Source organism: Geminicoccus sp., from assembly GCF_036263595.1.
GTDB lineage: Bacteria > Pseudomonadota > Alphaproteobacteria > Geminicoccales > Geminicoccaceae > Geminicoccus.
The window spans coordinates 1-13707 of sequence record NZ_DATAGQ010000129.1 but is presented as its reverse complement, the minus strand read 5'-3'; the positions used below and the strand labels follow the sequence as shown (position 1 = coordinate 13707).

The 13707-nt window shown below is 67.9% G+C and carries 14 protein-coding genes; 11 read left to right on the top strand and 3 right to left on the bottom strand.

The window, feature by feature from the left end; all coding sequences use genetic code 11:
• Window positions 1–7 precede the first annotated feature (7 nt).
• The 10 genes from VHL31_RS11905 (at window position 8) to VHL31_RS11860 (ending at window position 10042) form a co-directional block, all read left to right on the top strand.
• Window positions 8–895, top strand: coding sequence for an ABC transporter permease (locus tag VHL31_RS11905; protein WP_329661432.1), 888 nt, complete (start codon window positions 8–10; stop codon window positions 893–895).
• Complete coding sequence (locus VHL31_RS11900) at window positions 892–1686, top strand: ABC transporter ATP-binding protein (RefSeq protein ID WP_329661431.1); 795 nt, start codon at window positions 892–894, stop codon at window positions 1684–1686. The genes VHL31_RS11905 and VHL31_RS11900 overlap by 4 nt, the downstream gene beginning before the upstream one ends.
• A 5-nt stretch (window positions 1687–1691) precedes the next feature.
• Window positions 1692–2708, top strand: coding sequence for a threonine aldolase family protein (locus VHL31_RS11895; RefSeq protein ID WP_329661430.1), 1017 nt, complete (start codon window positions 1692–1694; stop codon window positions 2706–2708).
• Window positions 2705–3301 carry a GTP cyclohydrolase I FolE gene (gene folE, locus VHL31_RS11890; protein WP_329661429.1) on the top strand — a complete coding sequence of 199 codons (597 nt, stop codon included), beginning with the start codon at window positions 2705–2707 and terminating at the stop codon, window positions 3299–3301. The genes VHL31_RS11895 and folE overlap by 4 nt, the downstream gene beginning before the upstream one ends.
• A 109-nt stretch (window positions 3302–3410) precedes the next feature.
• Window positions 3411–4436, top strand: a complete 1026-nt coding sequence (gene adhP / locus VHL31_RS11885) for an alcohol dehydrogenase AdhP (protein WP_349262419.1) — start codon at window positions 3411–3413, stop codon at window positions 4434–4436.
• Window positions 4437–4576: 140 nt separating this feature from the next.
• Window positions 4577–6838: an ATP-dependent helicase gene (locus VHL31_RS11880; protein WP_329661428.1), complete on the top strand. Its 2262-nt coding sequence runs from the start codon at window positions 4577–4579 to the stop codon at window positions 6836–6838.
• The gene (locus VHL31_RS11875; protein WP_329661427.1) at window positions 6835–7749 is read left to right on the top strand and encodes a 50S ribosomal protein L11 methyltransferase; all 915 of its coding nucleotides are present in this window, start codon (window positions 6835–6837) and stop codon (window positions 7747–7749) included. Before VHL31_RS11880 ends, VHL31_RS11875 begins: the two co-directional genes overlap by 4 nt.
• Before the next feature lie 88 nt (window positions 7750–7837).
• A complete protein-coding gene (locus tag VHL31_RS11870) occupies window positions 7838–8935 on the top strand; it encodes a patatin-like phospholipase family protein (RefSeq protein ID WP_329661426.1) in 1098 nt (365 codons plus the stop codon).
• Window positions 8936–8954: 19 nt separating this feature from the next.
• Complete coding sequence (locus tag VHL31_RS11865; protein WP_329661425.1) at window positions 8955–9710, top strand: SGNH/GDSL hydrolase family protein; 756 nt, start codon at window positions 8955–8957, stop codon at window positions 9708–9710.
• Window positions 9711–9745: 35 nt separating this feature from the next.
• Window positions 9746–10042: a DUF2293 domain-containing protein gene (locus tag VHL31_RS11860; RefSeq protein ID WP_329661424.1), complete on the top strand. Its 297-nt coding sequence runs from the start codon at window positions 9746–9748 to the stop codon at window positions 10040–10042.
• Here VHL31_RS11860 and VHL31_RS11855 read toward each other — a convergent pair.
• The gene (locus VHL31_RS11855; protein ID WP_329661423.1) at window positions 10039–10767 is read right to left on the bottom strand and encodes an isoprenylcysteine carboxylmethyltransferase family protein; all 729 of its coding nucleotides are present in this window, start codon (window positions 10765–10767) and stop codon (window positions 10039–10041) included. The two genes, VHL31_RS11860 and VHL31_RS11855, sit on opposite strands and share 4 nt — an antisense overlap.
• Window positions 10768–11224: 457 nt before the next feature.
• On the opposite strand from VHL31_RS11855, the gene cmoA reads away from it, so the two are divergent.
• Window positions 11225–11959 carry a carboxy-S-adenosyl-L-methionine synthase CmoA gene (gene cmoA / locus VHL31_RS11850; protein ID WP_329661422.1) on the top strand — a complete coding sequence of 245 codons (735 nt, stop codon included), beginning with the start codon at window positions 11225–11227 and terminating at the stop codon, window positions 11957–11959.
• Between the two features lie 106 nt (window positions 11960–12065).
• On the opposite strand, the gene VHL31_RS11845 is transcribed toward cmoA, so the two are convergent.
• A complete protein-coding gene (locus VHL31_RS11845; protein WP_329661421.1) occupies window positions 12066–13052 on the bottom strand; it encodes an MBL fold metallo-hydrolase in 987 nt (328 codons plus the stop codon).
• Between the two features lie 74 nt (window positions 13053–13126).
• Window positions 13127–13707: Holliday junction resolvase RuvX (ruvX, locus tag VHL31_RS11840; protein WP_329661420.1), on the bottom strand; the 581-nt coding region annotated here is incomplete at its 5' end.

Here is a 13707-nt window from a genome sequence, read left to right as displayed (position 1 = left end):
GCCCCCCTTGTCGCTCATCTCGTTTCTAGGCGCGGTCGAACTCGGCCTGATCTACGGGCTGGTCGGGCTCGCCGTGTTCCTGTCGTTTCGCGTCCTGAACTTCCCGGATCTGACCGTCGACGGCTCCTTCCCCTTGGGTGCCAGCGTCTGCGCGGCGGCGATCGTGGCCGGCCTGGACCCGTTTACCGCGACCGTCCTCGCCATCCTGGCCGGGGCCGTGGCCGGCTGGGTAACGGCGGTGCTGGCCGTGCGCTTCGGCATCCTGCATCTCCTGGCGTCGATCCTGGTCATGATCGCGCTGTTCAGCATCAACATCCGCATCATGGGCCGCCCGAACGTCGCCCTACTGGGCCAGACCACCCTGTTCACCCCGTTCGAGGGCCAAGCGTTCCTGTCGTTCGACCTGGCCAGGATCCTGGTCGAGCTCGTCGTGGTCGCCGTCATCACCCTGCTCCTCGCGCGCTTCCTCCATTCGGAGCTGGGACTCTCCCTGCGTGCCACCGGAGCCAACCCGAAGATGGCGCGCGCCCAGGGCATCGACACCAGCCGGCAGGTGCTGGGCGGCATGGCGCTCTCCAACGGGCTGTGCGCCCTGGCCGGCGCCCTGTTCGCCCAGGCGAACGGCTTTGCCGACGTCACCATGGGCCTTGGCACCATCGTGGTCGGGCTGGCAGCCGTGATCGTGGGCGAGACCCTGTTCCGACTGAAGGGGATCCTAGGCGCGCTCGTCGCCTGCCTCTTGGGCTCGCTCCTCTACCGCCTGGTCATCGCCTTCGCGCTGGACGTCGACATGCTCGGCATCCAGGCGTCCGACCTGAACCTGGTGACAGCCCTGCTGGTCGGTTTCGCGCTGCTGGCGCCGAAGCTGCGTGCCCGGATGAGGGCGGCACGATGATCGCGATGGAAGGCATCGAGATCACGTTCGGCCGTGGCACCGCCCTGGAGACGAGGGCGCTGCGCGGCGTCGACCTCGCGATCGAGGCCGGCCAGTTCGTGACGGTGATCGGGAGCAACGGCGCCGGGAAGAGCACGCTGCTGGGTGTCCTCTCGGGCGACGTGGTGCCGGACGAGGGCAGCATCGTCATCGACGGCCGCGACGTCACCCGCCTGCCGGCGCATCGGCGGGCGGAACTGGTGGCACGTGTGTTCCAGGATCCGAAGGCCGGCACCTGCGAGCAGCTGACCATCGAGGAGAACATGGCGCTGGGCATCGCCCGGGGATCCGTGCGCGGCCTGAACGGCGCTTTGACGGCCGCCCGCCGCCAGCAGTTCCGGGAGTCGCTGGCGGAGCTGGGGCTGGGCCTGGAGAACCGCCTGACCGATCCGGTGGGGCTCCTGTCCGGCGGGCAGCGCCAGGCGGTGAGCCTCCTGATGGCGGCGCTGGCGCCAATGAAGATCCTGCTCCTCGACGAGCACACGGCCGCGCTCGACCCGCGCACGGCCGAACTCGTGCTCGGTCTCACCGAAAAGATCGTCCAGCGGCACCGCCTCACCGCCCTGATGGTCACCCACTCGATGCGCCAGGCGCTTGATCACGGCACCCGCACCGTCATGCTGCACGAGGGCAAGGTCGCCTTCGACGTGGCGGGCGAGGCCCGGGCCGGCCTGGACGTGCCGGACCTCCTTCGGCTGTTCCGCCGTCGGCAGGGCGGCGAACTCGACGACGATGCCCTCCTGGTAGGATGACCCCCTTGCTCGACCTGCGCAGCGACAACACCGCCCCCATTGCACCCGAGGTCATGGATGCCCTGGCACGGGCCAACGAAGGCCATGATACCGCCTATGGCGCCGACGGCTGGTCGCAGCGGCTGAAGGACGAGCTGGCGCGGGTCTTCGAGACCGACGATCTCGACCTCGTCATGGCGATCACCGGTACGGGCGCGAATGCCCTCGCCCTCTCGATCATCTGCCCTGCCTGGGGTGCCGTGGTCTGCCATCCCCTGGCCCATGTGGTGCAGGACGAGTGCAACGCGCCGCTCATGTTCACGGGCGGAGCCAGCTGGATCACGGTGGGCGAGCCCCATGGCCGCCTCGGCCCCGACGACGTGGCGAGCGCGCTGGACGGCTACCATTTCGGCTCCATGCATTCGGCCCAGCCCAAGGTCCTCCTGGTCGCCCAGGCCTCCGAGCGCGGCCTGGTCTGGTCGCTCGACGAGATGCGGGCGTTCGGCACGGTCGCCCGGCGCTTCGACATGCACTTCATGCTGGACGGCGCGCGCTTCGCGAACGCGCTGGCACGGACCGGCGCCTCCCCGGCCGACCTGTCCTGGCGGGCCGGCGTCGACGCGCTGGTGTTCGGCATGACCAAGAACGGGGGCATGGCAGCCGAGCTGATCCTGCTGTTCGGCAAGGCGCGCAGCCATGCGGCACCCTTCCTGCGCAAGCGCAGCGGCCAGGTGCAGAGCAAGGGGCGCTATCTCGCAGCCCAGGCCATGGGGGCTCTTGCCGGCGGCAGGTGGCTGGAGCGCGCCGCCCACGCCAACGCCATGGCGACGAGGCTCGCCGAGGGGCTCGTGAAAAGGGGAGCGCGGCTTCTCTATCCGGTCGAGGCGAACCTGGTCTTCGCGCAACTGCCGCCAGCGCTGCAGGACCGGCTCGCGGAGAAGGCATTGTTCTATCCGGGCTACGAGAACGGCGGCACCAGGCTCGTCGCCTCCTGGTCGACCAGCGCGGACGACATCGACCGGCTCTTGGCGTCGGTGGGATGACCACTGGCCAACCATCGCGGGAAGAGGCGGAGCAGGCCGTGGCGACGCTGCTCCGCTGGATCGGCGACGACCCCGATCGGGCCGGGCTGCGCCGCACCCCGCAACGCGTGGTCGATGCCTATCTGGAGCATTTCCGCGGCTACGGGACGAGCCCGGAGGCGATCCTTGGCACCAGCTTCGACGAGATCGACGGGACCAAAGGGATCGTGCTCCTGCGCGACATCGCGTTCGAGAGCCATTGCGAGCATCACCTGGCCCCGATGATCGGCCGCGCCCACCTGGCCTATCGCCCCGGCAACCGGGTCGTGGGCATCGGCTGCCTGGCCAGGCTGGTGGACTGCTTTGCCAAGCGGCTCCAGGTCCAGGAGCGGCTGACCACGCAGATCGCAGAGGCCATCCGGGACATCCTGCTGCCGAAGGGCGTAGCCGTCCTGGTTGAGGCGACGCATCACTGCATGACGACGCGTGGTGTCCACCGCCCCGGTGCCACGATGGTCACCTCGCGCTATCTCGGCTGCTTCGAGACGGAACCTGCGGATCGGCAGGAGTTCCTGGCACTGATCGCAGGTCCCGGCGGCATCGCGGGACGCTGAACGGCATCGGGCGAGATGGCGCAGCCGGCGGTTCCAGGAAGGACAGGCGCACAGCCCATGGGATAGCTTGCCGCCCATCACGGAGCCACCAGGCAAGGGAGCGCCGCAATTGACGAACATGATGAAGGCCGCCGTGGCACGCGCGTTCGGCAAGCCGCTCGTGATCGAGGAGCTGCCGGTACCGGAGCCCGGGCCCGACCAGATCCTGGTCAGGATCGCGGCGACCGGTGTCTGCCATACCGACCTGCATGCCGTGAACGGCGACTGGCCGGTGAAGCCGAACCCGCCATTCATCCCAGGCCACGAAGGTGTCGGCACGGTCGCCGCCATCGGCCGCAACGTGCAGCGGGTGAAGGAAGGCGACCGGGTCGGCATCCCCTGGCTGCACACCTCCTGCGGCTATTGCCCGTACTGCCGGACCGGCTGGGAAACGCTGTGCGGCAAGCAGCAGAACACCGGCTATTCCGTGAACGGCAGTTTTGCCCAGTTCGCGCTGGCCGACCCCGACTATGTCGGACGCCTGCCGGACGGCCTGGACTGGGGTCCGGCCGCACCGGTGCTCTGCGCCGGCGTAACGGTCTACAAGGGCCTCAAGGAAACCGAGGTGAAGCCCGGCGAGTGGGTGGTCGTCTCGGGCATCGGAGGCCTCGGCCACATGGCGGTCCAGTATGCCCGGGCCATGGGCATGCATGTCGCCGCCGTCGACATCCACCAGGACAAGCTCGATCTGGCCACGAAGCTCGGTGCCGATCTCGTGGTCAACGCGAAGGAGACCGACCCGGTCGCCGAGATCCAGCGCCGGATTGGCGGCGCCCACGGTGTCCTGGTGACGGCGGTCTCGCCGGCCGCCTTCGAGCAGGCCTTCGGCGTGCTGCGGCCGCTCGGCACCATGTCCCTGGTTGGCCTGCCGCCCGGCAAGTTCGCCCTGCCGATCTTCGACACGGTGCTGAAGCGGATCACCGTGCGCGGTTCGATCGTGGGCACGCGCCAGGACCTGGAGGAGTCGCTGGCGTTTGCCGGCGACGGAACGGTCGCTGCGCACTTCGCCTGGGACGAGATCGAGAACATCAACGCGATCTTCGCCCGCATGGAACAGGGCGGCATCGACGGGCGCATCGTGCTGCGCATGGACTGACCGGAACCGCTTGCCGTCCATCTCGAGCCTTGGGTCCCGGCGGTGCAGCCGGGGGTTGCTCCCGGCTGTCCCCAGCGCCTATTCCCTCGTCGATCACCTTATGTTCCACTGAACCACGCCCGCTCGGATCCCCGCCGCCCATGTCGCTAGCCCCAGGGCCCGCTCCCGCGCTGCACCGCTCGCCAGCCCCCTACCTCGCCGGGCTGAACCCCGAGCAGTACGCCGCCGTGACCGCCGAGGATGGCCCCCTGCTGATCCTGGCCGGCGCCGGCACGGGCAAGACCCGCGTGCTGACCACGCGCCTGGCCCACCTGCTGGTGACCGGACGGGTGCGGCCCTTCGAGATCCTGGCGGTGACCTTCACCAACAAGGCCGCACGGGAAATGGTGCACCGGGTCGAGCGGCTGATCGGCCAGAGCGTGCAGGGCATGTGGCTCGGCACGTTCCACGCCATGGGCACCCGCCTCCTGCGCTACCACGCCGAGATCGTCGGCCTGAAGTCGAGCTTCACCATCCTGGACACTGATGACCAGATCCGGCTGCTCAAGCAGGTCCTGGAAGCGCTGGAGATCGACGACAAGCGCTGGCCGGCCCGCGCGCTGCTGGGCGTGATCCAGCGCTGGAAGGACCGGGGCTGGACGCCGGACAAGGTGCCGGCCTCCGAGGTGGGCGACTTCGCGGGCGGCAAGACGCTGTCCTGCTACTCGCTCTACCAGGAGCGCCTGGCGACGCTGAACGCCTGCGATTTCGGCGACCTGCTGCTGCATTGCCTGGAATTGTTCCGCAAGGCGCCGGACGTGCTGGCCCAGTACCAGCGGCGCTTCCGGGCGATCCTGGTCGACGAGTACCAGGACACCAACGTCGCCCAGTACCTCCTGCTGCGCCTGCTGGCCCAGCAGCACCGCAACATCACCTGCGTCGGCGACGACGACCAGTCGATCTACAGCTGGCGCGGCGCGGAAGTCGGCAACATCCTGCGCTTCGAGGAAGACTTTCCGGGTGCCACGGTCGTCCGCCTGGAGCGGAACTACCGCTCCACCGGCCATATCCTGGGGGCCGCTGCCGGCCTGATCGCCCGCAACCGGGCACGGCACGACAAGACGCTTTGGACCGAGGACATCGACGGCGAGAAGGTCCGCGTCGCCAGCCTTTGGGACGAGCAGGAGGAGGCGATCTTTGTCGGCGACGAACTGGAAGCGCTGCAGCGGGCCAAGGCGAAGCTGGCCGATGCCGCGGTGCTGGTTCGCGCCGGCCACCAGACGCGCGCGTTCGAGGAACGCTTCATCCAGCTGGGCCTGCCCTACCGGGTGATCGGCGGCCTGCGCTTCTATGAGCGCGCCGAGATCCGCGATGCGATCGCCTATCTTCGCGTCGTCGTGCAGCCGGACGATGACCTGGCCTTCGAGCGGATCGTCAACACGCCCAAGCGCGGCATCGGCGAGGCTACCGTGCAGGCCCTGCGCAAGGCGGCGCGCGCCACCGACCGCAGCGTGCTAGCTGCTACCGAGGCCCTGCTCGGGACGGACGAGTTGCCGGCCCGCGGCCGCAAGCAGCTGACCGACCTGCTGCGCGCGTTTGCCCGCTGGCGGGACGACCTGCCGCGCCGGTCGCCGCGCGACCTCGTCGAGGCGGTGCTGGAGGAATCCGGCTATATCGCGATGTGGCAGGCCGACCGGTCTCCCGAGGCGCAGGGACGGCTGGAGAATCTGAAGGAGCTGGTCAAGGCGATCGAGGAGTTCGAGAGCTTGCCGGCCTTCCTGGAGCATGTCGGCCTCGTCATGGACAACGCCGCCGACAATGACGGCGACATGGTCACGCTGATGACGCTGCACGCCGCCAAGGGTCTCGAATACGACTACGTCTTCCTGACCGGCTGGGAGGAAGGCCTGTTCCCGAACCAGCGGGCGATGGACGAAGGCGGCACCAAGTCGCTCGAGGAAGAGCGGCGCCTGGCCTATGTGGGCATCACCCGGGCGAAGAAGCGCTGCACCATCACCTATGCCGCGAACCGGCGGATCTTCGGCCAATGGGGTGCCGCCCTGCCCTCGCGCTTCGTGGAGGAATTGCCGGGCGAGCACATCCACCACCTCCTGCGCAACAATGCGAGCCGCGCCGACATCGACCCCACCTTCGGCGTCACCTCGCTCTTCCCCATCGGCAGGGTGGCGGCGGCCGGGCGCGGACCCGGCTTCGAGCGTGCCGGCAAGGTGCTGGAGGGACGCGCGGAGCTGGTCCGCCCGCGCCCGACATCGACGGTCGCCTTCGGCCGTGGCGACCGGGTCTTCCACGAGAAGTTCGGGCCGGGCACGGTCGAGGACATCGAGGGCGACAAGCTCACCATCGCCTTCGACAAGTCGGGGGTGAAGAAGGTGATGGCCAGCTTTGTGGAAAAGAAGGCGTGAGCAACGTCTTCCATGCCACGACCGGCTCGCTCTGGCGCACCAGCTTCGTGCTCGACGATGGCTTGGCCCAGGCGGTGTTCGAGCGGCTGGACGAGCTGGGCCTGTCGGCCGGCATGTTCGAGCACGAGGGCGATGGCGGCTTCACCGTCGAGCGCTGGCGGATGGAGATCGTCGAGGCGGAGCGGCCGAAGCTGGCGGCCCAGCGCGAGCGCCTGCTGGAGCTGGTGGGCGACCTGATCCCGGACCTGCCGGACCTGGCGATCGAGGAGATCACCGAGGCCGCCTGGACCGAGGCCATGCGCCGCGAGTTCCCGCCGGTGGAGGCCGGCCGCTTCTACGTCCATGGCAGCGCCCAGGCGGACCAGGTCCCGCCCGACCGGATCGCCATCCAGATCGATGCCGGCCTGGCGTTCGGTTCGGGCGAGCATGCCACGACCAAGGGCTGCCTGCTCGCCTTCGACCGCGTGCTCCATCGGCGGGCCTGGCGGCGCATCCTCGACATGGGCACCGGCTCCGGCATCCTCGCCATCGCCGCGGCCAAGGCCACCCGTGCCACCGTCCTGGCTGTGGACGTGGATCCGGTGGCGGTCGAGGTGGCTGCGGAGAATGTCCGCACCAATGGCGCGGCGCACCGTGTCACCTGCCGGGCCGGCGACGGCTTCGCCACGCCTGGGGTGTTCCACCCGCGCGGCCACGACCTGATCTTCGCCAACATCCTGGCCAACCCGCTGGTCGCGATGGCCGATTCCCTTGCACGGGCGCTGGCGCCGGGCGGCGTGGCGATCCTGTCCGGGCTGATCGACGAGCAGGCGGCCAGGGTCGAGGCGGCGTTCCGGCGGACCGGCCTGCGCAGCCGGCGGCGCCTCCTCATCGACCGCTGGGTCATCATTACCCTGCGCCAGCCGCGCTAGCCGCGGGAACCCCTTCCGGGTCGCGGAAGCTTTGTCGGGCAAGGCTTGCATCCAGGTCACGGGTGCGCGCAATGCAGCGAGGAGCTTCATGAACGACCAACCAGCGCGCCGTGCCGCCCTGGTGCTTTCCGGTGGCGTGGCGCTTGGCGCCTACCATGCGGGTGCCTATGCCGCGCTGCATGACGGCAGCGGATTGCCGCTCGAATGGCTGGCCGGCAGTTCGACGGGTGCCGCGATCGCCGCGATCATCGCCGGCAGCCCGCCTGAGCGCCGTGTGAGCCAGCTCAAGCGGTTCTGGCAATTCTCGGCCAACAACCCGTCGCCCCTGGCGTCCCTCCTGGGAACGCCCGCAGCCGGCCCGCCGCGCCAGATCTACAACCTGGCCAGCGTCATGCAGGCTCACCTGTTCGGCAGGCCCGGCATGTTTCGCCCTCGCTTTTTCCCCAGCGTCGGCAACCCCGGCCTCTACGAGCTGTCGCCGCTCAAGGAGTGGTTGCAGGAACTGGTGGATTTCGACCTTCTCAATGACGGGCCGGTCCGCGTCACCATCGCCGCCACCGATATCGTCAGCGGCGAGCGGGTGGTGTTCGACACGGGCAAGGGCTGCCGGATCGGCGTCGAGCACATCCTCGCCTCCTGCGCCCTCACACCACTGTTCACTCCGGTGGAGCTGGACGGGCGGCTTCTCGGCGATGGCGGCCTCTCCAGCAACACGCCGCTGGACCTGGTCCTGGAGGAACCCGGAGATGGGGAACAGGTCTGCTTCGTCGTCGAGTTGTTCGCTCGGCAGGGAAGCCGGCCCCATTCCCTGTCGGCCGCCCTGGCGCGCAGCCTCGACCTCGTCTTCGGCAACCAGACCCAGGGCCTCCTGCAGGGCCAGCAGGCGACGTACCGGTTGCGCGCCGACATCCAGCGCCTTGCCGCGATGCTGCCGCCGGAACGCCGTCAGGACCCCGAGGTCGTGCACCTCCTGGCCGACAGCCGGATGCGACCGACGGTGGTCCTGCTGATCGGCCAGCGCGCCGCACCGGACGAAGCGGGTGGGGGCAAGATGTTCGACTATTCGGAGGTGACCCTGAACGAGCGCTGGGAGCGAGGAGCCGTGCACATGCGCACTGCGCTGCAGACGCTGGCCGAGGTCTCGGCGGCCGCGTTTCCGCCGGGCCTGTCGGTCCACGAGCTATGACCCTGCCGGAGCCATGGATGTGCGCCCGCTTCCTCCCTTTCCCGCTCGCACGATGGCGCCCGGCGGGATCTCGCGGCGCGGCGCCGTTCTCGCCGCCTCTGCCGCCATGCTGGCGGATGCCGGTGCACTGGCACAGGAGCGGTCGATGAGCCATGTGGTCCTGCTGGGCGATTCCGTCTTCGACAACGGCGCCTATGTCGGAGGCGGTCCTGACGTGGTCACTCAGCTGCGCCAGCAGATCCCGGGCGGCTGGCGGGCCAGCCTCGCGGCCGTCGACGGTGGCAGGCTCGGCGATATTCCCCGCCAGCTGCGCACCATGCCGGCCGACGCCAGCCATCTCGTGATCAGCATCGGCGGCAACGACGCGCTCAGCCATGCCGGCATCTTTGAGCAGCCGGTGGACACGGTCGCCGAGGCCCTGATGGAGGTGGCACGCGTCCGGCAGTGGTTCGAGGCCGCCTATGGCGAGATGCTGGACCAGGTCCTGCGGCTGGACCGGCCGACGGCCGTCTGCACGATCTACGACACCCGCTATCCCGAGCCGCGGCGCACGCTGGCGATCACCGCGCTGGCGGTTCTCAATGACGGCATCACCCGCCAGGCCTTCCGTCGCGGCCTGCCGGTCGTGGACCTGAGGTTGATCTGTAACGAGGAGGCCGACTTCGCCAACCCGATCGAGCCCTCGGTGCAAGGAGGCGGGAAGATCGCCAAGGCCATCGCCACCCTGCTTGCCCAGCACGATGTCGGGCGACATCGTTCGGAGATCTTCGTCTAGCGGCCAACGACGGCGGGAGCGGATCGGTCCGAACGATGAGCAGGCGCAGCACCATCGAGGAAGCCTTGCGGCGGCTGGCGCCGAAGATCCCCCGTTTCGAGGCGGACGCCGTCGTCGACCATGCGATGGACAGCCCGGGCCTCGACAGGGCTTCGCCCGAGGAGGCAGCCTGGCTGTCCCTCGTCGCCTATGTCCGGCACACCCTGACCGAGTATGACGACCTGCTCGCCGACGGCTACGACGTCGATAGTGCACGGGCCTTCGTGGCCGACGAGATGACCGAGGCGCTGCAAGCCTGGGGTGTGCGGCGAAAGCTCACCGGAGGGGACTAGGCCGGCCCCTGCGGATGGGTGATGCCTGCCGGTGGCTGGCCATGACGCTGCACCACCAGCCAGATGACGAGGCGGGCCACGATCAGCATGAGCAGGAAGAGAACCAGACCCCGGTGCTCCGCCAGGAGGCTGCCGCGCCACAGGTTCAGCATGGTGACCAGCGCGATGGCGACGATCCAGTCGAACGGCTTGGCATATTCCTGCCGCAGCACGCGCCAGCCGTTGAACGTCATGCTGCGGATCGTCGCGGTCAGGCCGGACAGCTTGGGCAGCAGGCGCGGCACCCGCGCGCAATAGGCTTCATAGGCCGGTCCGAACTTGCGGCGCAGGAAGTCCTCCTCCGCCGCCATGATCGTGGCGTGGGTAGCCACGCCGATCGGCACGCCCACCAGCATGAACACCCAGGAATTGGTCGCCAGCCCCAGGCCTGCCAGGAGAAAGGCATTGCCGAGATACATGGGGTTGCGCACGTGTGCGTAGATTCCGGAAGTCACGAGGTCCTCGGCATAGACCTTGTGATCTTTACCGCCGCGGATGATGTAGGCGAGCCCGATCGTGCCATTGCGGATGGCCTGCCCGATCAGGGCGACCACCAGTCCCAGCAGACCGATGGCGGCCGGATCATCAACGAGGTGCGGGCCCGGGATGAGCAGGATCACGACGGCGATCGGCAACAGCAGCCCGCGATGCTTGAACGACAGCGCCCCCATCCGCACCAGATTCATGACCGCAATCTCCATGACACGCAGGCGGATGTGCCAGTCCACCTGCCGTTCGGGTGAAACATCCATCGACAAAAAAAGCCGGGTTACAGGACCAGTGAGATCATGCACCCCGGCAATGGCTGGCGCCAGCCAAGATCAAGCCAGTTCACATAACTGTGTTTGGGGGACGCATGCAGATATCAGGGCATCCTGAAAATACATTTTATTTGCCGGCTTAATGACATATTTAAGATGATGCTTTGCTGATGCTGACGCGGTTTTGGGCGGGATCGGTTCCGCTGGTCAGGTTCACGTCAGGTTGCGCGGCTAGCCTGATGTCCGATTGTTGAGGCATATCCTCAGGGGAACAGCCATGAGCAGCACGTTGACGGCGCCGGCTGTCGAACCTTCTCCGTCCGTCATGGACCCTGCACCTTCCCGCCCCATGCCGCCCGCTGTTTGTGGGCGTAGCAGGACGGTGCAGCAGGCCGTCGACCGGGTCTTTGCCGACCAGCAGGCCGCCACCAGCGACTTCCGCTTCGACGAGCGGGTATCCGTCGTGTTCGACGACATGGTCGAGCGCTCGGTCCCGTTCTATGCCGAGATCCAGCGCATGGTGGCCGAACTTGCAGCCGACTTTGCCGTCCCCGGCACGAGCCTCTATGACCTTGGCTGCTCGACGGGTACCAGCCTGGAAAGGCTGGATGCCAGGGTGGACCCGAGCGTGCGCTTCGTCGGCATCGACAACGCCTCGAGCATGCTCGACCAGGCCCGGCACAAGCTGGGCAGCCTGCCGAGCGGCCGCCCCTACGAGCTTGTGGAAGCCGACATCCACACCCTGCCGGCGATCGAGAACGCGTCGGTCGTCCTGCTCGTGCTCACCTTGCAGTTCGTGCGGCCGCTTCACCGCGAACGCCTGGTTCGGCACATCCACCAGGGCATGACGAGGAATGGTTGCCTGATCCTGGTCGAGAAGATCACCAGCCCGAACGGGATGCTGAACCGCCTGTTCATCAACAAGTATTACGGGATGAAGCGGCGCAACGGATATAGCGAGATGGAGATAGCGAAGAAACGTGAAGCCTTGGAGAACGTGCTCATCCCCTACAGGTACGAGGAGAACGTGGCTCTGATCGAGAGTGCCGGCTTCACGTCAGTCGAGGAATTCTTTCGCTGGTACAATTTCTGCGCCATCGCCGCCGTGAAGGATTAGCCTGGCGGCAGCCGAGCGGTCCCCGCGGCAACTCCCCTACGATGGTCTCGATTCAGAGAGTTGTCCGCTGGCGGCACCGCTCGATCTGACTGTGAAGCTGCAGCGATCAGAGATTGAGCTGGTACGTCACGGGCACCCATAGATAGCGGTCGGGATGCCGGTCGATGTAGCCCAGCGCCGGGAACGGCATGTGGTAGCCGGTGACGGGGATCCTGTCGGCCGCCGCCATGTCCAGCAGCCGCTTGCGCGTCGCGATCGCGGCGTCCTTGTCCATATCAAACCGCACGTGCCATTCCGGTCGCTGGACCGACATCACGTAGTGGTTCGCCGTATCGGCCCAGAGCAGCAGCCGCGCGCTGCCGCTCTCCAGATGGTAGGCCATGTGGCCGGGGCTGTGCCCGAACGCGGCGACGGACCGGATGCCGGTCACGACCTCGCCGTCGTCGCCGAGAAACGTCGTCTTCTCCGCAAGTGGCACCACGTTGGAGCGGACCAGCTTGGCGCCATCGGCGGTCGGACCATCCAGGCGATCATCGGCCGACCAGAAATCATACTCGACCTGCCCCGTCACGTAGCGGGCATTCGGAAAGGCAGGCTGGCCGTCACGCATCAGGCCGCCGATATGGTCGCCATGCATGTGGGTGATGACCACCACGGTCACCTGTTCCGGGCTGTAGCCCGCCGCCTGCATGCTCTGCAGCAGGTTCCCGCTGGTCGGCCGGCGGCCGGGCACGTTGCCGGTATCGAACAGCACCAGCTCTTGCCCCGCCTTCACCAGGACGGGCGTGTAGCTGTTCTCCATCCGGTCAGGAGGCAGGAAGTTCAGGCGGGCCAGTTCCTGCACCGCCTCGGCCGGCTGGTTCATGCCGAAGATCGGATGCGGCCCTTCGCCCTGGTTGAAGCCGTCCAGCAGGGTCGTGACCTCGAACTCACCGAGCATGAACCGGTAGAAGACCGGCCGCGCGCTGCCCTGCTCCGTCGTCTGCGCCATGGCACTCGATGTTCCCAGTCCGGCAATGGCAAACGGCGCGGCGGCCGCGCCCGCGGTCAGCGCCAGCACGCCACGGCGGCCGATATCGTGTTCCACATTCATCGCTGTCTCTCCCTGTCCATCAGACCGGCTGAATATGCCCTCGCCATACGTGCCCAAATAGTGCGCCGGCCGGTTCAGGCGACGGCCGGGCGTCCGATATGATGGAGCGCTTCATCGAGGATCAGTGCGGCAGCCAGATGATCGATCTTCCCGTCCTTGCCCGGCGGCGGCAGGTCGCCCGCCTCGATCGCGGCCTCGACACCGCCCGTCGTGAACCGCTCGTCCTGCAGGAGCACCGGCAGGTTCAGCACCGGCACCAGCAGGTCCAGGAAGTTGCGGACGCGATCGCAGGCCTGCCCTTCCTGGTCGTCCAGCCCGAGCGGCCATCCCACCACCAGCGCCACCGTGGCCCGCTTGCGCACGAGTTGCACCAGCGTCTCGCGGTCATGAGCCCAGGACTTGCGGGGATGGGTGAACAAGGGCGTCACCATCCGCCGCTCGGCATCCGTGCCGGCAAGGCCGATGGCGCGCTTGCTGACGTCCAGCGCCAGGAGTCCGCCGCGCCTGGGCAGGGTGGCCGCGAAGTCGGCATGGTTGCGGAAGATCGATGTCGCCACTAGCTTCCGTGCGCCTTTTGCGGCCCGCTGGCCGCTTCTCCCTATTTCGTGCGCAGGAGACCAGAGATCCATGGCGATCGACAAGGCCACGGTGGCGA